Raw genomic sequence first — 17311 nt, 5'->3', positions numbered from 1 at the left:
GGGAACCCTCACGCCTACGTCATGGTCGCGACCCGCGCATCGGCCCGCTTTGGCCACAATTCGGGCGTCTCATCGGACCATGGACACACGCAAACAGATCGCGGCGGTCCGCTTCGGCACCGGCCCGCGTCCCGAATTCCCCCTGCCGGATGACCCCGTGGCCTGGCTTGATGCACAGACCCGCGGCCCCGCTGTCCCGCTCGCCCCCCCGCCCGGCCGCGACACGCCGGCGGCGCTGGAGGAGGGCTATCGCGCCTGGGTCGCCCATGATGCGAGCCCCCCGCCGCCGGGGCAGATGAGCCCGGTGACGGCGCTGTTCCGCGCCGAGCAGCAGGCCTGGGTCCGCCACCTGCTGACCAGCGACGCCCCCTTCCATGACCGCCTGACCAATTTCTGGCTGAACCACTTCACCGTCGCCGAACGCGGCGGCTTCGGCGTGACCACGGGCTTTCCGCTGTATCTGCGGGACGCCTTGCGCCCGCATGTCACCGGCCGATTCGTGGACATGCTGGTCGCCGTCTCCAAGTCGCCGGCCATGCTCTACTACCTCGACCAGACCGCCTCGGTCGGGCCGAACAGCAATTACGGCAAGCGCAGCGGCCGGGGCCTGAACGAGAACCTGGCGCGCGAAATCCTGGAACTGCACAGCGTGGCGCCGGCCAGTGGCTACACCCAGGCCGATGTCACCGAATTCGCCCGGATCATGACCGGCTGGGGCGTGGAGCGTCTGCGCGCGCCCTATGACACCGTCTTTCGCCCCGGCAATCACGAGCCCGGCGAGAAGACCCTGCTCGGCAAGCGCTATCCCGAGGGGCCGGACGCCTATGAGGCCGCGCTGCGTGACCTCGGCACGCATCCGGCCACCTACCGCTTCCTCGCCCAGCGGCTGGTACGGCACTTCGTGGCGGATACGCCGCCGCCCGCGGCGGTGGCGAGGATCGAGGGCGTGCTGCGGGACACGCAGGGCGACCTCGCCGAGGCCTCCCGCGCCCTGGTCCGGCTGCCGGAGGCCTGGGGCCCGCCGCTGAGCAAGCTGCGGGCGCCGCTGGACTACATGGTGGCCCTGCACCGCGCGGCGGGCGGGACCGATCCCGGCCCGGTACTGGGCGCGCTGAGCGCGCTCGGCCAGCCCTTGTGGAACGCGCCGCAGCCGAATGGCTGGCCGGATACGGCCGCCGGCTGGGCGGCGCCGGAGCCGATGATGCAGCGGCTCGACCTCGCCTATGAAACCGCCGGCCGCTTCGCCAGGCGCGACCCGCGCCAGGTGCTGGAGGTGGCGCTCGGCCCGCTGGCGCGGGAGGAAACGCGCAGCGCCGTCAGCCGCGCCGGCAGCACGCGGGACGCCATCACCCTCGTCTTCGCCAGCCCGGAGATGCAACGCCGATGACCCGGACCCACCTCCCCCGCCCCCATCTGCCAAGCCTGGGCCGCCGAGGCTTCCTGCTGGGGCTGACGGCGCTGGCCGCCGCCGGCCAGGCGCGGCTGGCCGTGGCCGATGCGCCGGGCCCCGGCCACGTTGCGGACCGGCGCCTGGTCGTCATCCTGCTGCGCGGCGCCATGGATGGGCTGCACGCCGTGGTGCCCTATGGCGACCCGGATTACGCCGCGCTGCGCGGTGCCCTGGCGATGCCGGAGCCGGGGCAGGAAGGCGGTGCGCTGGACCTCGGTGGCATGTTCGGCCTGCATCCCAAACTCACCGCCCTGCATGGGCTCTATGGCGAGGGGCAGTTGCTGCCGGTGCACGCCATCGCCGGCCCCTATCGCACCCGCAGCCATTTCGATGGTCAGGACCTGATGGAAGGCGGCGGGTTGCAGCGGCTGGAATCCGGCTGGCTGAACCGGGCGCTGACCCATATGCCGGAAGCCGCCGGCCAGCCGGCCCGCACCGGCCTGGCACTCGGCCTGGACCTGCCGCTGCTGATGCGCGGCGACGCCCCGGTCGGCATGTGGGCACCGCCGCGCGCCACCCGGCCAGAGCCCGATCTCTATGCCCGCATGGCCGAATTGCTGCATGCGGATGAGACCATCGGCCCGGCGGTGACGGAGGGCATGCGCGGCCGCGGCTATGCCGCCGGGGCGCTGGCCGCGGGCTCACCGCTGGCCAATCAGGGCGGCTTCATGCGGCTCGCCTCCGCCGCCGGGCGGATGCTGGCTCAGGCGGATGGGCCGCGCGTGGCGGCGCTGGAACTGGGTGGCTGGGATACCCATGCCGGTCAGGCGGGGCGGATGGAGCCGGTGCTCATCCAGCTCGATCGCGGCATCGCCGCGTTGCGCGGCCAACTGGGCGAGGCGTGGTCGAAGACGGCGGTGCTGGCCATTACCGAATTCGGCCGCACAGCACGGGCCAATGGCAATCTCGGCACCGATCACGGCACCGGTGGCGCGGCCTTCCTGGCCGGTGGCGCGGTGCGCGGCGGGCGGGTGCTGACGAACTGGCCAGGGCTGAAGCGGGATTCGCTGTTCGAGAACCGCGACCTGCAACCCACCCGCGACCTGCGCGCCCTGGCCAAGGCCCTGCTGCGGGAACATCTGCGCCTGCCGCAGAGCGCGGTGGACGCCGCCTTCCCGAACAGCGACGAGATCGCTGCGGAAGCGGGGCTGTTGCGGGCCTGATGCGGATCAGCGCTGGGCGGCGCCGCCACCCGCATTGGGCTGTGGCATGGCATCGCTGCCGGTCGGGGTCTCGCCGGCCGGTGCCAGGGCCGGCGCGGTGCCGCCGATCGGGGCGGTGCCGCTGGCCCCGGTCACCCCGCGCCCGGCGCTGTTGGTCACGCCCGTAGCGCCCGAATCGGTGGGCGCCGTGCCACCCGACTGGCCGGTGCGGGTCTCGGTCGGTGCCGAGGCGCTGTCGCTGTCGTCACAGGCGGCGACGCCCAGGGACAGGGCGACCGCCAATGCGGGCAGCAGGGATGCGATCCTCATCTCGTCTCCTCCTTATCGCGGTCTATCGCAGGGTGCGCGTGCCATCGCCCCAACCGCCCATGCGGCCATACTCCGCGAGGCGATCCGCGTCGTAGCGCGGCAGCCGCTCCAGCTCCTCGCGCGTCAGGCTCATGCGGACGCGGTCGTCCTCGCCGCCCAGCGTCAGCTGTTCCATCGGCACCACGGCGCGGCGCGCGCCAATGCCGAAGAAGCCGCCCCATTCGATCACGGCCGCGCGTACCTGGCCGTTGCCGTCGATCAGCAGGTTCTCAATCTCACCCACGTCGCGGCCCTCGCTGCCAATGACGTTGGTGCCGACGACGTTGGAGACGCGGCTCATCTCAACCCCCGCGCCAGGGCTGCGAGCCGCCGCGACCTGCGGCTGACCGCCGCCCGACTGCGCCGGGGCCGGCGCGGCGCTGGCGCCGGTGTTGCTGTCACGGCTGTGCCTCTGGGCAGTGGCCGGCAGGGCGGCCAGAAGCTGGTCGATGGCACGGCGCGCCTGTGGGGCCGACACCTCATCGTTCTGGAGGGTCTGGCGCGCCTGGGTCACCTGCTGCTGAAGGCCCTGGTGGGAGGTGCTGGCACCCGTTTGCGCGCGGCTGAGCCGATCGACGGCCTGGCGCGCACGCTCCAATGCCTGGGGCGACACGTCTTCAGAGGCATCGCCGATCTGCTGGCGGGCCACGCGCAATTCCTGCGCCGCCTGCTGCATGTTGCTGGATTCGGCCTGCGGCCGGGCTTCACGCGGCTGTCCAGCCTGGGGCTGGCCCGCCTGGCCCGGCTGCGCCATGGGGTTGGCTGGCGTGGTCTGCCCCTGGGCGCCACCGGCGAACAGCAGGGCCAAGGCGGCGATGGTGGCGGTGGTGGCCAGCAGGTTCGGGCGGTTCGTCCGGTTGGTCTGCATGGTCATGTTCCTCTTTCCGATAGGCGAGCCTGCCCCCCTTCAGCAGGAGGATTCGCTGGCACGCCTTCTGTTGAGTGCCCGCCTTTGCGGGCACCGGGGGCCTGATGCCCCAAGGCGTCATGCCAACCGCCTGATGCGGCTGGCCTGCGCCGGAATCAGCTGCGGTCGAGCGTGTCCCGCGCCTTGTCCTTGGCGCCGCCGACGGCATTCTGGACCTTGCCCTCGGCCTTGTCGGCCTTGCCCTCGGCTTGCAGGGACTGGTCGCCGGTCACCTTGCCGGCGGCGTCCTTCACGGCGCCCTTGGCCTGCTTGCCGATACCTTCAATGCGATCCTTGTCGGGCATGTCGTCATCTCCTGTGTTGCGTTGTCGCCAGTCGATCAGGGGGAGCCGTCATGCGCCTGCTGTTGCAGCACGGTGCCGCGCTGGGCATCGAGTTGCAGGCGCCACTGATGCTCGTTCTGCCGCGCCAGGACGATCATGCGATCACCCTCCCGCGTGATGCCGCTGACATCCGAATAGCCGCGCTCCTCAAGCAGGTGGCGAACCTGGCCGGGGGTCAAAGGCGCCTCATCAGGCACCTCTCCGGTGCGCGCCACGACGCGCAGATTCTCGACCCGTTCGCCGAAGCGGCGTGCCGCGCCGATGCGGAGGATTTCACCCTCCTGCGTCACATCGGCGATCTCCGTATAGCCGCGCGCGCCGAGCAAGGTGGCGATCAGCGGTTCGTCCATCCGGCTCGCCTCGGTCGACGGAGCCGGGGCAGTCTGCGCCCAGGCGGGCGCGCCCATCAGCAGGGTCGCGGCCAGACCGATGCCGCTCATTATCTTGCGCATGACCGTCACCTCCCTGGTCGGAGCCGTCTTGCGTCGGCTGCGGGTAGAACACCGGGCGACCCCGGGGCGTTCGATACTTTTCCGCATTGCCAAGGAGTTTCCGGGCTCAGTCGCCCTCGCCGGGCACCTCCGTGGGCTGGCCCAGCGTCTCCCGCACATAGAGCATCTTCACCAGGACGAAGGCGACGACGGTGATCGGCGCCGCCAGCATCACGCCCGGCAGGCCGAACAGCAGACCCACCGCGACCACGGCGAACAGCAGCAGGGCGGGCGGCATGCTGACCATGCGCTTTTCCACCAGCGGCATGATCATGTTGGATTCCAGCTGCTGGATCGCGAGGAACGCCGCCGCGGTCCACAGCAGCGCATCCCCGCCCGCCGCCATCGCCAGCAGCAGCGGCGGCACCGCCCCCGCCACCGAGCCGATCAGCGGAATGAACCCCACCAGCCCGGCGAACAGCCCGAGCGCCAAAGGCGAGGGTAGCCCGATCGCCCAGCTCGCCAAGCCGGACAGGGTTCCGACAATGGCCATGGAGATCAGCTGCGCGCCCAGCCACAGCCGCAGCGCCCGGCCGCTGGCCAGCAGCGCCGCATCGGCCTTCGCCTGCCGTGCCCGGGGCAGCAGCTTCACCAGGCCGCGGCGATACATGCCCGGGCTCGCCGCCAGGAAGAAGCCGCCGACCACCAAAAGCACCAGGGCGGAGGCCGCATTCACCAGGAAGCCGCCGGCAGTGGCCGCATGCCCGGCCAGCGTGCCGAGCGTGGACCCATCAATGGCCCCCCCCGAGCCACCCTGCTGCGTCGCCTGGTCCAGGGCCGGCATCAAGGCGGTGGCGCGGTCCTGCGCGGCCTGCAACGCCGCCGGCAGCCTTTGCCAGAGCTGGGTGATCTGCGCCGCCATCTCCTGGCCCACCAGCACGCCGGCCAGTGCCAGGAAGGCGAGGATCAGCAGCCCGACCAATCCCAGTGATAGGCTGCGCGACAGGCCCAGATGGCGCTCCGCCGGCTCCGCCGCCGCCAGCAGCAGCGCGGCCAGCACGATGCCGGCAAAGGTCAGCAGCAGCGCGTCGCGCACCTGCCAGATCAGCAAGGCCATCACCACCACGGCCGCCACGATCAGCACGCGGCGCAGGAAGGCCACCTCCGCTTGCGTTCCGCCGCCCGTTCCCCCCAGGCCCTGTTCCGCCGACATCCCATTCACTCCATCGCTTCGCCTCCCAAGCGATGGCGGAACGGAAGGGTTGCATGGCGACGGAGGAATGACGCGCGCGGCCGCATTGGTGCTTGCGGCCCAGCTTACAGGACGGCAATCTTCACAATTCTGAAATAGAAATGCCCGGGACTGGCCCATAGAAGGCAGCAGCCCGTTCCTTTTGGGAGTGACTGCCATGCTGCGCCGCCTTTTCACCACCGCTGCGCTGACCGCGCCGGCGCTCGCCCTCGGCCTGCTCGTCGCCCAGCCCAGCCCCGCCGCCGCCCAGGACTGCCCGCGCGGCACGTTGGATGCGCGCTACTGCGACCGCGATGGCGACCTGGTGGCCGACGTGCCGACCAATGCGCGGGAGCTGACCGATCCCTCGACCCTGATCTTCGCCTATACCCCGGTCGAGGACCCCGCCGTATACCGCGCGGTCTGGCAGCCCTTCATGGACCACCTGGCGCGCGAGACCGGCAAGCGCGTGCAGTTCTTCGCGGTGCAGTCCAATGCCGCGCAGATCGAGGCGATGCGCGCCGGCCGCCTGCATATCGCGGGCTTCAACACCGGCTCCAACCCGCTGGCCGTGAACTGCGCCGGCTTCGTGCCCTTCGCCATGATGGCGAGCCGCAACGACGCCTTCGGCTATGAGATGGAAATCATCGTCCCCGCATCCTCCACCGCGCAGCGGATCGAGGATCTGCGTGGCCGCACCATCGCCTTCACCTCCGAGACGTCGAATTCCGGCTTCAAGGCGCCGTCGGCCCTGCTGGCCAGCCAGTTCAACATGCGCGCTGGCACGGACTTCACCGCGGCCTTCTCCGGCCGGCATGACAATTCCATCCTCGGCGTCGCCAATCGCGACTACGATGCCGGCGCCATCGCCAATTCCGTGCTGACCCGCATGGTGGCGCGCAATGTCGTGCGACCGGACCAGATCCGCACGATCTACCGCAGCCAGTCCTTCCCGACGACCGGCTACGGCCACGCCCATAACCTGAACCCCGCGCTGGCGCAGCGCATCCGCGGCGCGTTCTTCAACTTCAACTGGGAAGGCACCGCCCTGCTGGCCGAGTTCCAGAAGAGTGAGCCGCCGCAGGAGAAGTTCATGCCGATCACCTACCAGCGGCATTGGGAAGTGATCCGCCAGATCGACGCGGCGATGGACGTCTCCTACGCCTGCCGCTGAATCCGCACGAACCGAGGACGACCATAAGGTGCTGCTGACGATCGAAGGGCTGACCAAGCGCTACCCGACCGGCGATCTTGCTCTCGACAAGGTCGATCTCGCGGTCCCGGCGGGACAGGTGATGGCGCTGATCGGCCCTTCCGGCGCCGGCAAATCCACCCTCATCCGCTGCGTCAACCGGCTGGTGGAGCCTTCCTCCGGCCGGGTGATGCTGGACGGGGTGGAACTCACCAGCCTCGGCTCCGGCGCGCTGCGCCGGGCGCGGCGGCGGATGGGGATGATCTTCCAGGAATACGCGCTGGTCGAACGGCTGACGGTGATGGAGAACGTGCTGTCGGGCCGGCTCGGCTATGTCGGCTTCTGGGCGTCTTGGTTCCGCCGCTTTCCCCGCAAGGATGTCGAGGAAGCCTTTCGGCTGCTGGACCGCGTCGGATTGGCGCATATGGCTGACAAGCGCGCAGATGCGCTTTCGGGTGGCCAGCGCCAGCGCGTCGGCATCGTCCGCGCGCTGATGCAGGACCCCAAGCTGCTGCTGGTGGATGAACCCACAGCCAGCCTCGACCCCAAGACCAGCCGGCAGATCATGCGCCTGATCGTGGAGCTCTGTGCGGAGCGCGGTCTCGCCGCCATCATCAACATCCATGACGTGGCGCTGGCGCAGCAATTCGCCCGGCGCATCGTCGGGTTGCGCGCCGGGCGCATCGTTTTCGACGGCGCCGCCGACCAGCTCGGCGCCGACCAGCTCACCGCCATCTATGGCGAGGAAGACTGGTCGCAGACCATCCGCAAGGCCGAGGAGGAGGAGGAAGCGGCCGAGGTGGTGGCATGAGCGCCACACATTTCGACGCCGCTGCAGCCGCGCGCGCCTGGCGACCGCCGCCGCTGATCGAGACCCCTTGGCTTCGCTACGCCGTCTATCTCGGCGCGCTGGCCTATGCGCTGCTCGCCTTCACCACCGTCGAGGTCAACTGGACCCGCGCGGCGGAGGGGGTGGAACGCGCGGCGCGTTTCCTCAGCGGCTTCTTCCCGCCCGATTTCGTCACCAAGCGACAGGACATCCTGGAAGGGCTGCTGGAGAGCCTGACCATGACGGTGGTCTCCACCGGCATCGGCATCATCCTGTCCATCCCGGTGGCGCTGGGGGCCAGCCGCAATCTGGCGCCGCTGCCCATCTATCTGTTCTGCCGCGGCATCATCGCCATCAGCCGCACCTTCCAGGAAATCATCATCGCCATCGTCTTCGTCGCCATGCTGGGCTTCGGCCCGCTGGCCGGCACGCTGACCCTGGCCTTCGCCACCATCGGCTTCATGGCCAAGCTGATCGCCGAGGATATCGAGGATATCGAGGCCAGCCAGGCGGAGGCGGTGCGCGCCACCGGATCATCCTGGTTCCAGCTTCTGGCCTGGGGCGTGCTGCCGCAGGTGCGACCGCGGCTGATAGGGCTTTCGGCCTATCGCCTGGATATCAATTTCCGGGAGAGCGCCGTGCTCGGCCTGGTCGGCGCCGGCGGCATCGGCGACACGCTGAACACCAGCTTCGACCGCTATGAATTCGACACCGCGGCGGCGGTGCTGATCGTCATCATCGTCATCGTGCTGGCCTGCGAATATGCCAGCGGCTTCATCCGCCGGAAGGTGCAGTAATGGCCATCCTGACCCGGGCGGACGGCACGCCGGATTGGCGGCGCCGCGCGCCGCGCGCCGATCTGCTGGTCTGGGCCGGCTGGTTCGGCGCGGTGGCGCTGACCGTGCTGTGCTTCCAGTTCATCTCCGACCGCACCATCTGGGCCTTCGTCTGGGACGCGCCGACGCAGGGCGCCGATCTGGTCGCGCGCATGTTCCCGCCGCGCTGGTCCTATGCCAGCCAGCTCTGGAAGCCGCTGCTCGACACCATCAACATGGCGACCATCGGCACCGCGCTCGCCATCGTCATCGGCGTGCCGCTGGCCTTCCTGGCCGCGCACAACACCACGCCAAGCCGTGCCTTCGTGCGGCCGCTGGTGCTGTTCATCATCGTTGCCAGCCGTTCGATCAATTCGCTGATCTGGGCGCTGATCCTGGTGATCATCCTGGGCCCTGGCATCCTAGCCGGCATCATGGCGATCGCGCTGCGCAGCGTCGGCTTCATCGCCAAGCTGCTATACGAGGCGATCGAGGAAATCGACACCACGCAGGTGGAGGCGGTGACCGCCACCGGCGCATCGCGGCCGCAGGTGCTGGGCTGGTCCATCGTGCCGCAGATCATGCCCGCCTTCGCCGGCATCAGCGTGTTTCGCTGGGACATCAACATCCGGGAGGCGACGGTGCTGGGCCTGGTCGGCGCGGGCGGCATTGGCATGCAGATGCAGGCGAGCATCAATGTGCTGGCCTGGCCGCAGGTGACGACGATCTTCATCCTGATCCTCGGCACCGTGCTGGTCAGCGAATGGCTGTCGGCGCGGGTGCGGCACGCGGTGATCTAGCAGGCCATCCTGCCCGGGACTGGCGCTGCGCCCCCAACCTCCTATATGACTACTGTGGTCACAGGAGCGGCGCCGATGCGTGAGGTCCAGTTGCGCGATGCCAAGGCCGGCTTTTCGGCCGTGGTCGATCAGGCGGCCAAGGGCGAGGGCACCGTTGTCACGCGGCACGGCGCGCCGGTGGCCGTGGTCCTTGGTTATGACGAATGGCTGCGGCTCCGTGGCGCCAGGCCGAGCCTGGCCGAGTTGCTGCTTGCCTTCCCCGAAGAGGCCGACCTCCCGCGCGACAGCACGCCGGCCCGCGATCCCGGGCTGTGACCGCGGGCTACCTTCTCGACACCAACCTGATCTCCGCGACCGCACCGGACCGGCGCGACGTGTTGCCACCCGAGAAGGCCGCCGCCCGCGCCTGGATCATCGCCCAGCAGTCGAAGCTGTTTCTGCCCGTCACCGCCGTAGCCGAGATCGCCGCCGGCATTGGCCAGCGGGAGGCGAGCGGTGCCAGCCGGCACGCCCAGGATCTGGCGGCATGGCTGGCCGCGCTGCTGACAGGTTATCCGGATCGCGTGCTGCCCTTCGACACCGAGGCGGCGCTACAGGCGCGACACCTCCAGCACGCGGCTCGCCTGCAGGGGGTGACGCCCGGCTTCGCGGATCTGACGGTGGCCTGTATCGCCCGTGCGCGCGGGTTGGTGGTGGCCACGCGCAACATCCGCGACTTCGTGCCCATGGGGATGGAGGTCATCAACCCCTTCGAGGCGTAGCTATCCGAGTTCAGGCTCCAGCCCCAACCCCGCCCCCTGCGGCACGGCCACCACCCCATCCTGCGGAATCAGCGCCGGATAGGGCGGCGTAGCGAGATCGGCAAAATAGAATTCCAGCGGCGCGGCCTGCGGCAGGGCGGCCAGCACATGCAGCGTGGCCAGCAGCCCCGGCCCGAAATAGGGCGCATGCGGCACCACCGTCACCCCTGCCTTCGCCGCCAGCTCCGCCACCGCCAGCAGGCCGGAGACGCCGCCATGCTTGGTGATGCTGGGCTGCGCCACATCCACCGCGCCCGCCGCGAACAGCCGCGCGAAATCCGCCACGCCGCCCAGATTCTCGCCCGCCGAAATCGGCACGCCGGCCTCCCGCCGCAGTGTGGCGAGGCTGGCAAAATCCTCGGGCGGCCAGACCGGCTCCTCGACCCAGCCGATGTTCATCCCGCGCACCGCGGCGCAGAAATCGCGCGCGGCGGTCGGTTCCTCGAAGGCGCAGTTGATGTCGAGCATCAGCGGCACCTCGGCCGGCGCCGCATCCCGCGCCGCGCGGATGCAAGCGAGGTCCACCTCATGCAGCTTGATCTGGCGAAAGCCGCGCCGCACGGCCTCCGCCACATTGCGCCCCACATCCGCCGCCACGCCGTAGCGCAGCAGGCTGGCATAGGCCGGCACGGAAGCCCGCGCCGCATCGCCAAGCAGCGCGTGCAAAGGCAGGCCGCGCGCCTTGGCCGCGATATCCCACAGCGCGATGTCGATGGCGGCCAGGCCGAAGCTCACCGGCCCGTTGCGGCCGTAATTGTGGAAGCGGCGCGCCAGCATGGCGCCCAGGCCGGCGATGTCGCTGGCATCCTGGCCAATACAGGCCGGCGCGATCAGCCGATCCACCGCATCCCGCGTCGTGCCGGCTAGGGAGAAGCCGAACCCCTCCCCCCAGCCATGCAGCCCGTCCTCGGTCTCGACGCGCACCAGCAGCGTCTCGATCTCCCGCAGCCGCAGATTGCCGCCGCTGGTCTGGGCGCCAGCCCCATAGGTGAAGGGGCTGCGGTGCAGATGGGTGGTGATGCGCGCGATCTTCATGCCGGCATCATGCCAGCCGAACTCCGCCCCGCCTATGCGGCGGGAATGGCCTCCGCCTGCCGGTCCAGATGCGCCACCAGGTCGGGCGGCAGTTGCAGCCGGTGCGCCAGCGCCTGGAGATAGGCGCGCTCCGCCGGATGGTCCGGGTCCACGGCGAGGCGCGAGACCAGGTAGATTTCGCTGGCCTGTTCCGGCCCCTGCGCGGCCGCGGCCACCTCCGTCACGCCGACGCCCTGGTCGATGGCGTCGAAGACGAAGGCCTTGGCCTCCGGGTCCAGCCCGGCCTTTTCCACCTGGGCGAAGATGCGCGCACGCTCCTCCGCGTCGATATGCCCATCGGCGCGGGCGGCGCCGATCATGGCGCGGATCAAAGCGAGTTCGAAGGCCTCGCCATTCGCCGCCGGGGTGGCGCCGGGCAGGAAGCGGGGTTCCACGGATGCGGCGTCCTGCGCCGTGGCGGGTGGTGCGGTGGCGGGGGCCTGGCCGGCCTGCCAGTTCTGCCAGGCGCGATGCGCCAGCGCGCCGAGCACCGCCGCGCCGCCATGGCTCAGCAGCCCGCCGCCGCGCCGAAAACCCTTGCCGCCCAGCAGCAGCCCGGCCAGGCCGCCCGCCGCGGCGCCGCCGGCGAAACCGCCCATGCCGCCGGAGCGGTTGAGCATCTGCCGCGCCGCATCGGCCAGCCCACCGCCGGCGCTGCCGGGGGAGGTCCAGGCGGAGGGGGCCTGGCCGGAGGGGGGCGCCGCGGGCGGCTGGGCGCCCGGCTGGGCACCCCAGGGCGAGGTGGATTGGCCACCGCTGCCGGTGCCGAGGAAACGGTCGAGGAGAGCCTTGGGGTCGATCATGCCCCGGATGTTGCGATGGGCGATGCGGGCTGCAAGACGCCCGCCGGTCATCATCCCGTCAGCCAGCGCCCCGGCCGTGTCAGCCGCGCAGGCGGCCGTCCGGTCTGACTTTCCCGGTTGCGCAGAGCCAGCGGATCGTCCCGCCGCCCCCATTGCACGATCAGGTTGCGCCGCGCGGCGGCGGAGCGGTTGGGCGCGCCGCCATGCAGCACCCGGGCATGGATCAGCACCAACGCCCCCTTGGGTACCCGTGGCACCACGGCCGGCCGGGTGGCGCCGCGATGCGAACCGGGTTGGAAGGCGGTGCCGCCATTGGCCGGGCGCATGCCGTCGAGGCAGAGCATCGCCCGCAGGAAGGCGCCGCGCCGGCTCGGCATGTAGCGGTTGGTGGCGTCCCGGTGCCAGGCGATGCCGCTGCCGAACCCGGCCGCCTTGGTGGTGACATTGGCGAAGTGGAAGACCAGCTTGGTGGAGCCCAGGGCCCGGGACACGGCGGTAACGACACGTGGATGCGACACCGCCGCCGAGAAGGCCGGGTGCAGCCGGCCCGGCTCGCCGAGGATGAAGATGGCGTCCCGACCCTCCGGCAGCACCGTGCCGCGCTGACCTTCGCGCAGGGCGGATTCCATCACGCAGCGGCCGCGCTCCGCTGGGGTCAGCGCGCGCCGGTCCAACCTTCCGAGCAGCGCCCGCAGCCGGTCCTGCAAGACCGCGGGCGGCCCGGGCAGCACCGCGAAACCGTCCCGCAGGAACCGCCGCAGCATCACCCCTCAGCCAAAGCTGGCCAGGGCCGCTTCCGCCGCCGCATCCAGCGGCCGCAGCACCAGCCCGGTCTCCGCCCCCTGCGCATCCAGCGCCACCAGCCCGACCTCCGTCCGGCGAAAACCTGTGACAGAACCGCCGCGCAGATGCAGGTGGAAGTTCGGGTGGATGATATTGGCGTAGCCCATCACGCCCTTCACCTCCTCCACTTGGCCGCGCCAGGCCTGGCTGGCGCCGGCCTCACCGAAGCGGATCTCCACCTCGCCGCCGCTGTCGCGCAGTGCCTCCAGCGCCGCATTGCCGGCATCGGCCTCGGGCTGCTGGTCCGTGGGCGGCAGGTCGGGGCGCGGCGGCGACTCCAGCACCGCGCCGATATAGGCGCGCACGGCTTCGTCGTAGAGCTCGGCGCCGTCCATCGCGGTGACCGACAGCAGCGTCACATCCGCCGCATCCTTGAATTCGAAACGCGGATAGGATTTGCCGCGCATGGTGCTGCTGCGGTCGCCGATCACGCGCACCACGCGGGCCAGCGCCAGTTCCGCATCATGCTGCTCACCCTCGATGCGCAGCGTTTCCGCCGTGCAAGGCGCGGCCGTGATCACGCCGATGCGCTCATGCGTGGTGCCGCCGCCGCTGATGCCGACCATGGCGCGGCCGATCGCCGGCAGCAGGGCCGCCAGCTCCGCCACGCTGCCCTCCAGCAGGAAGCGTTTCGGCAGGGTGTCGGGGGTGGTCTCGCTCATGGGGTCGTCTCCAGTATTGGGCGGTGCAGCACCCGGAAGCCGGCGATGCGGCCGGCGGCCAGGCGCAATTCCTCATCCGCCAAGGCGGCGACCACGCGCGGGTCGTGGGTCACCAGCAGGCAGGCGAAACCTCGCGCGGATTGCAGCCGGGCGATCAGGGCCAGCACCTCCGCCTCCACGCTGCGATCGAGCGCGCTGGTCGGCTCGTCCAGGATCAGCACATCCGGCCCGGCGATCAGGGCGCGGGCGATGGCGACGCGCTGGCGCTGGCCGCCGGACAGCGCCGCGGGCTTGCGGGCGGCCAGGGCCGGGTCCAGCCCGACCTCCACCAGCGCCGCCCTCACCCGCGGCGCCCGCAGACGGGGGGATAGGTGGGGCAGATGCAGCCGCAGCGGCTCGTCCAGGATGGCGCCGAGGGTCATGCGCGGGGACAGGCTGCCGGCCGGGTTCTGAAACACCACCTGCACCCGCCGCCGCCAGCCGCGCCCGGGCGGCAGGGGCTGGCCATCCAGCCGCACCTCACCCTCCGCGGCCACCAGCCGCAGCAGCGCCAGCGCCAGCGAGGTCTTGCCGCAGCCGGAGGGGCCGGTGACCGCCAGGGTCCGCCCCGCATGCAGCGTCAGATCCACCCCATCCAGCACCCGCGCGGCGCCGTAATGCAGGCCGATGCCGGTCGCGGCGAGCAGCGGACGCCCGGCCGGCGGCGGGCTGCGCGGTGGCGCGGCCTGGGGGTGCAGCAGGCGCCGCAGCGCCGGTTCCCGCGCCGCATCCAGCTCCGCCACCGGAAGATCGGCCAGGATGCGCCCACCCGCCATCACCGCGACCCGGTCCGCCACGGCGCGCGCCGCGTCGATGTCATGGGTGATCAGCAGCAGCGCCATGCCGAGCCGCCGGCGCAGCCCATCCAGCAATTCCAGCAGCGCCCCGCGCAGCGCCGCGTCGAGAGAGGCTGTGGGCTCGTCGGCGATCAGCAGCAGCGGTTCGCGGGCGATGGCCATGGCGATGACGGCGCGCTGCAACTGCCCACCGGAGAATTGGTGCGGCAAGGCGCGCGGCCGCATCACCGCGTCCGGTAATCCCACCATGCGCAGCAGCTCCGCCGCCCGGTCGCGCGCCGCCCGGGCCGACAGGCCGGCGGTGGCGGCGGCTTCCGCCACCTGGCGCAGCACGGGTTGCAGCGGGTTGAAGGCGGCGCCGGGTTCCTGGAAGACCAGCCCGATACGGTCCCGCAGCACCACCCGCCGCGCCGGCTCCGCCAGGCCCAGAAGCTGCTGCCCGGCCAGGCGGATGCTGCCCGCCAGCCGCGTCGCCTGCGGCGGCACCAGCCCGGCGATGGCCAGCCCGGTGACGGTCTTGCCGGAGCCGCTTTCGCCCAGCAGCGCCAGGGCCTGCCCGGCCTCGATGGTCAGGTTCACGCCGCGCAGCGCCTGGGTCGCGCCGAAATCCAGCTCCAGCCCGCGGATTTGCAGCAGCGCGTCGCCAGCGGGTGCGGGGCGGCGTTGCACAAGGCGTCGTGCCGGGGCGAGGCGCGGGTCCATCGCATCGCGCAGCTTCTGGCCGACCAGCGTCACCAGCAGCAGCATGCCGCCCAGCGTGCCCACCGCCGCCGCCGCCAGCCAGGGTGCTTGCAGGTTGTTGCGCGCCTGCGCCAGCAGCTCGCCCAGCGACGGCGTACCCGGCGGCATGCCCAAGCCCAAAAGGTCTAGCCCCGCCAGCAGGGTCATCGCCCCGGCCATCAGAAAGGGCGCGACGGACAGGGTCGGCGCCAGGGCATTGGGCAGGATGTGGTGGAAGATGATGCGCGGAGGCGCCGCCCCCATGGCCACCGCCGCGCGCACAAAATCCTGCCCGCGCAGGCGCAGGAATTCGGCACGGGTCAGCCGGGCGATGCCCATCCACATGAACAGCGACAGCACCGCCGCCAGCACCCAGAGATTCGGCGCGATGGCGCTGGCCAGCATCATCAGCAGGAACAGCAGCGGCACGCCGCCCCAGATCTCGATCAGCCGTTGCAGCACCAGGTCGGTGGCGCCGGCGAAATAGCCCTGGATGGCCCCCAGCGTCAGGCCGATGACCACGCTCAGCGCGGTGACCACCACGCCGAAGCCGAGCGACAGCCGCAGCCCCCAGATCAGCCTCGCCAGCACATCCCGCGACTGGTCATCCGTGCCCAGCCAGTGCTGGCGAGAGGGCGGGGCGGGCGCGGCCTGTGGCACGCCAGGCGCCACCGTATCCGGCGCAAAGCGGATCGGCGGCCAGATCTGAGCAGCTCCCCGCGCATTGAGCAGCGCCTGCACCGCCGGGTCGTGAAAATCCGCCGGGATTGGCAGGCTGCCGCCCAGGGCGCGCTCGGTCGGCCGCTGCAAGGCGGGGGAGGAGATGGCGCCGTCCAGCACCAGCAGCACCGGCCGGTCATTGGCGACGAATTCCGCCGGCAACACCAGCAGCGCCACCAGCCCGAGCAGCAGCGCCTGGAGGCTGCGCCAGACGGGGCGCGGCCTAGTTGCGGCGGCCATCGAAGCCGATGCGCGGGTCGATCGCGACATAAAGCAGGTCCGAAGCGAGGTGCATCAGCAGCCCCAGCAGCGTGAACAGCCAAAGCGTCCCGAAAATCACCGGGAAATCCCGGCTGAGCGCCGCATCGATGCCGAGCAGGCCGAGGCCCTGCAGGCCGAACAGCGCCTCGATCAGCACCGCCCCGCTCGACAGTTCCAGCAGCAGCGCGGCGGGCAGGCCGGCGGCGATCACCAGCATGGCGTTGCGGAAGACATGGCCGAACAGCACGCGGCGCGGCGCCAGCCCCTTGGCCTGGGCGAGCAGGACATAGGTCTTGCCCAGCTCCTCCAGGAACAGATTGCGGGTCATCAGCGCGAGGGAGGAGTAGCCGGCGATCACCATGGCCGAGACCGGCAGCACCAGATGCCACAGCCAGTCCAGCACCAGCCGCGGCCAGGACATGTTGGCGGCATCGGCGGAAAGCAGCCCGCCGGCCGGGAACCACTGCCAGAAGCGCCCGCCGGCGAAGACCACCAGCAGCACCACGGCGACCACCATGGCCGGCACCGCATGCAGCCCGACGGTGATGGCGGTCGCCATGCGGTCGAAGCGGCTGCCCCGCCGCACCGCCAGCGCGATGCCCAGCGGCACGGCGATGAGATAGGTGAACAGCATCGACCAGGCACCGAGGGATGCGGTGACCGGCAGCCTTTCCCACAGCAGCGTCACCACCGGCCGGTCGAGGAACAGGGACCGCCCCAGGTCGAAACGCACCAGCCGTTGCAGCAACAGCCAGAAGCGCTCCAGCGGCGGCTTGTCGAAGCCGAATTGCCGCTCGATCTCCGCCACCAGGCGCGGGTCCATGCCCTCGCTGCCGCGATAACGCAGCGACGGCTCCGGCGCCTCGTCGAAGGCCTGGGCGCCCAGCACACGCTCCGCCGCATCCTGCACATCGCCGCCCAGCGTCGCGATCAGATGCTCCACCGGCCCGCCTGGTGCGAGCTGGGCCACCAGGAAGTTCAGTCCCACGATCGCCAGCAGCGTCGGCGGCACGAGAAGCAGGCGGCGGAGGATGTAGCGGTGCAGATGCATCTTGCCCTGGCGTGGCGTTGGCTCTGATATA

General features: G+C 71.0%; 19 protein-coding genes. 8 read left to right on the top strand and 11 right to left on the bottom strand.

Going from position 1 to position 17311, the window contains the following annotated elements; genetic code table 11:
* Nucleotides 1-79: 79 nt before the first annotated feature.
* Both ACVFYP_RS02400 and ACVFYP_RS02395 read left to right on the top strand, forming a co-directional pair.
* Nucleotides 80-1387, top strand: coding sequence for a DUF1800 domain-containing protein (locus ACVFYP_RS02400; protein ID WP_499198524.1), 1308 nt, complete (start codon nucleotides 80-82; stop codon nucleotides 1385-1387).
* Nucleotides 1384-2613, top strand: coding sequence for a DUF1501 domain-containing protein (locus tag ACVFYP_RS02395; protein WP_499198523.1), 1230 nt, complete (start codon nucleotides 1384-1386; stop codon nucleotides 2611-2613). The genes ACVFYP_RS02400 and ACVFYP_RS02395 overlap by 4 nt, the downstream gene beginning before the upstream one ends.
* Before the next feature lie 6 nt (nucleotides 2614-2619).
* On the opposite strand, the gene ACVFYP_RS02390 is transcribed toward ACVFYP_RS02395, so the two are convergent.
* From ACVFYP_RS02390 to ACVFYP_RS02370, 5 genes are all read right to left on the bottom strand, one after another.
* Nucleotides 2620-2922 carry a hypothetical protein gene (locus ACVFYP_RS02390; RefSeq protein WP_499198522.1) on the bottom strand — a complete coding sequence of 101 codons (303 nt, stop codon included), beginning with the start codon at nucleotides 2920-2922 and terminating at the stop codon, nucleotides 2620-2622.
* A 22-nt stretch (nucleotides 2923-2944) separates the two neighbouring features.
* On the bottom strand, nucleotides 2945-3835 hold the full coding sequence (locus tag ACVFYP_RS02385) for a PRC-barrel domain-containing protein (RefSeq protein ID WP_499198521.1): 891 nt from the start codon (nucleotides 3833-3835) through the stop codon (nucleotides 2945-2947).
* Between the two features lie 149 nt (nucleotides 3836-3984).
* Nucleotides 3985-4173 (bottom strand): CsbD family protein, encoded by a 189-nt coding sequence (locus ACVFYP_RS02380; protein WP_499198520.1) that lies wholly within the window; start codon nucleotides 4171-4173, stop codon nucleotides 3985-3987.
* Between the two features lie 35 nt (nucleotides 4174-4208).
* Nucleotides 4209-4664 (bottom strand): hypothetical protein, encoded by a 456-nt coding sequence (locus tag ACVFYP_RS02375; protein ID WP_499198519.1) that lies wholly within the window; start codon nucleotides 4662-4664, stop codon nucleotides 4209-4211.
* 106 nt (nucleotides 4665-4770) lie between these two features.
* Nucleotides 4771-5856, bottom strand: coding sequence for an AI-2E family transporter (locus ACVFYP_RS02370; protein WP_499198518.1), 1086 nt, complete (start codon nucleotides 5854-5856; stop codon nucleotides 4771-4773).
* Between the two features lie 196 nt (nucleotides 5857-6052).
* Between ACVFYP_RS02370 and phnD the strand changes: the two genes are divergently transcribed.
* The 6 genes from phnD to ACVFYP_RS02340 all read left to right on the top strand — a co-directional run bounded on the left by phnD (nucleotide 6053) and on the right by ACVFYP_RS02340 (nucleotide 10271).
* Nucleotides 6053-7048, top strand: a complete 996-nt coding sequence (phnD, locus tag ACVFYP_RS02365) for a phosphate/phosphite/phosphonate ABC transporter substrate-binding protein (protein WP_499198517.1) — start codon at nucleotides 6053-6055, stop codon at nucleotides 7046-7048.
* A gap of 28 nt (nucleotides 7049-7076) precedes the next feature.
* The gene (gene phnC, locus ACVFYP_RS02360) at nucleotides 7077-7877 is read left to right on the top strand and encodes a phosphonate ABC transporter ATP-binding protein (RefSeq protein ID WP_499198516.1); all 801 of its coding nucleotides are present in this window, start codon (nucleotides 7077-7079) and stop codon (nucleotides 7875-7877) included.
* A complete protein-coding gene (gene phnE, locus ACVFYP_RS02355) occupies nucleotides 7874-8692 on the top strand; it encodes a phosphonate ABC transporter, permease protein PhnE (RefSeq protein WP_499198515.1) in 819 nt (272 codons plus the stop codon). The genes phnC and phnE (ACVFYP_RS02355) overlap by 4 nt, the downstream gene beginning before the upstream one ends.
* Nucleotides 8692-9510 (top strand): phosphonate ABC transporter, permease protein PhnE, encoded by an 819-nt coding sequence (gene phnE, locus ACVFYP_RS02350; protein ID WP_499198514.1) that lies wholly within the window; start codon nucleotides 8692-8694, stop codon nucleotides 9508-9510. Before phnE (ACVFYP_RS02355) ends, phnE (ACVFYP_RS02350) begins: the two co-directional genes overlap by 1 nt.
* 75 nt (nucleotides 9511-9585) lie before the next feature.
* Nucleotides 9586-9825 (top strand): type II toxin-antitoxin system Phd/YefM family antitoxin, encoded by a 240-nt coding sequence (locus ACVFYP_RS02345; RefSeq protein WP_499198513.1) that lies wholly within the window; start codon nucleotides 9586-9588, stop codon nucleotides 9823-9825.
* Entirely contained in the window at nucleotides 9822-10271 is a 450-nt protein-coding gene (locus ACVFYP_RS02340; protein ID WP_499198512.1) for a PIN domain-containing protein, read from the top strand. Before ACVFYP_RS02345 ends, ACVFYP_RS02340 begins: the two co-directional genes overlap by 4 nt.
* Here the strand turns inward: ACVFYP_RS02340 and ACVFYP_RS02335 are convergent, their stop codons facing one another.
* From ACVFYP_RS02335 to ACVFYP_RS02310, 6 genes are read right to left on the bottom strand one after another with little or no spacing between them, the layout of a single operon-like run.
* On the bottom strand, nucleotides 10272-11345 hold the full coding sequence (locus ACVFYP_RS02335) for a mandelate racemase/muconate lactonizing enzyme family protein (protein WP_499198511.1): 1074 nt from the start codon (nucleotides 11343-11345) through the stop codon (nucleotides 10272-10274).
* A gap of 32 nt (nucleotides 11346-11377) precedes the next feature.
* A complete protein-coding gene (locus ACVFYP_RS02330) occupies nucleotides 11378-12238 on the bottom strand; it encodes a tellurite resistance TerB family protein (RefSeq protein ID WP_499198510.1) in 861 nt (286 codons plus the stop codon).
* Nucleotides 12238-12951 carry a phytanoyl-CoA dioxygenase family protein gene (locus ACVFYP_RS02325; protein WP_499198509.1) on the bottom strand — a complete coding sequence of 238 codons (714 nt, stop codon included), beginning with the start codon at nucleotides 12949-12951 and terminating at the stop codon, nucleotides 12238-12240. The genes ACVFYP_RS02330 and ACVFYP_RS02325 overlap by 1 nt, the downstream gene beginning before the upstream one ends.
* A 6-nt stretch (nucleotides 12952-12957) precedes the next feature.
* Nucleotides 12958-13692 (bottom strand): hypothetical protein, encoded by a 735-nt coding sequence (locus ACVFYP_RS02320; protein WP_499198508.1) that lies wholly within the window; start codon nucleotides 13690-13692, stop codon nucleotides 12958-12960.
* Nucleotides 13689-16208 carry an ATP-binding cassette domain-containing protein gene (locus ACVFYP_RS02315; protein WP_499198507.1) on the bottom strand — a complete coding sequence of 840 codons (2520 nt, stop codon included), beginning with the start codon at nucleotides 16206-16208 and terminating at the stop codon, nucleotides 13689-13691. The genes ACVFYP_RS02320 and ACVFYP_RS02315 overlap by 4 nt, the downstream gene beginning before the upstream one ends.
* Nucleotides 16192-17280 (bottom strand): ABC transporter permease subunit, encoded by a 1089-nt coding sequence (locus ACVFYP_RS02310; protein WP_499198506.1) that lies wholly within the window; start codon nucleotides 17278-17280, stop codon nucleotides 16192-16194. Before ACVFYP_RS02310 ends, ACVFYP_RS02315 begins: the two co-directional genes overlap by 17 nt.
* Between the last annotated feature and the right edge of the window lie 31 nt (nucleotides 17281-17311).

Source organism: Roseomonas sp. F4 (assembly GCF_053891155.1).
This window is presented reverse-complemented; position numbering and strand designations above follow the sequence as displayed.

What these genes read in the sequence shown, in the direction of transcription:
- ACVFYP_RS02400 (WP_499198524.1), top strand. Translation starts at nt 80, where the DNA reads ATGGACACACGCAAACAGATCGCGGCGGTCCGCTTCGGCACCGGCCCG.
- ACVFYP_RS02395 (WP_499198523.1), top strand. Translation starts at nt 1,384, where the DNA reads ATGACCCGGACCCACCTCCCCCGCCCCCATCTGCCAAGCCTGGGCCGC.
- ACVFYP_RS02390 (WP_499198522.1), bottom strand. Translation starts at nt 2,922, where the DNA reads ATGAGGATCGCATCCCTGCTGCCCGCATTGGCGGTCGCCCTGTCCCTG.
- ACVFYP_RS02385 (WP_499198521.1), bottom strand. Translation starts at nt 3,835, where the DNA reads ATGACCATGCAGACCAACCGGACGAACCGCCCGAACCTGCTGGCCACC.
- ACVFYP_RS02380 (WP_499198520.1), bottom strand. Translation starts at nt 4,173, where the DNA reads ATGCCCGACAAGGATCGCATTGAAGGTATCGGCAAGCAGGCCAAGGGC.
- ACVFYP_RS02375 (WP_499198519.1), bottom strand. Translation starts at nt 4,664, where the DNA reads ATGCGCAAGATAATGAGCGGCATCGGTCTGGCCGCGACCCTGCTGATG.
- ACVFYP_RS02370 (WP_499198518.1), bottom strand. Translation starts at nt 5,856, where the DNA reads ATGTCGGCGGAACAGGGCCTGGGGGGAACGGGCGGCGGAACGCAAGCG.
- phnD (WP_499198517.1), top strand. Translation starts at nt 6,053, where the DNA reads ATGCTGCGCCGCCTTTTCACCACCGCTGCGCTGACCGCGCCGGCGCTC.
- phnE (WP_499198515.1), top strand. Translation starts at nt 7,874, where the DNA reads ATGAGCGCCACACATTTCGACGCCGCTGCAGCCGCGCGCGCCTGGCGA.
- phnE (WP_499198514.1), top strand. Translation starts at nt 8,692, where the DNA reads ATGGCCATCCTGACCCGGGCGGACGGCACGCCGGATTGGCGGCGCCGC.
- ACVFYP_RS02345 (WP_499198513.1), top strand. Translation starts at nt 9,586, where the DNA reads ATGCGTGAGGTCCAGTTGCGCGATGCCAAGGCCGGCTTTTCGGCCGTG.
- ACVFYP_RS02335 (WP_499198511.1), bottom strand. Translation starts at nt 11,345, where the DNA reads ATGAAGATCGCGCGCATCACCACCCATCTGCACCGCAGCCCCTTCACC.
- ACVFYP_RS02330 (WP_499198510.1), bottom strand. Translation starts at nt 12,238, where the DNA reads ATGACCGGCGGGCGTCTTGCAGCCCGCATCGCCCATCGCAACATCCGG.
- ACVFYP_RS02325 (WP_499198509.1), bottom strand. Translation starts at nt 12,951, where the DNA reads ATGCTGCGGCGGTTCCTGCGGGACGGTTTCGCGGTGCTGCCCGGGCCG.
- ACVFYP_RS02320 (WP_499198508.1), bottom strand. Translation starts at nt 13,692, where the DNA reads ATGAGCGAGACCACCCCCGACACCCTGCCGAAACGCTTCCTGCTGGAG.
- ACVFYP_RS02315 (WP_499198507.1), bottom strand. Translation starts at nt 16,208, where the DNA reads ATGGCCGCCGCAACTAGGCCGCGCCCCGTCTGGCGCAGCCTCCAGGCG.
- ACVFYP_RS02310 (WP_499198506.1), bottom strand. Translation starts at nt 17,280, where the DNA reads ATGCATCTGCACCGCTACATCCTCCGCCGCCTGCTTCTCGTGCCGCCG.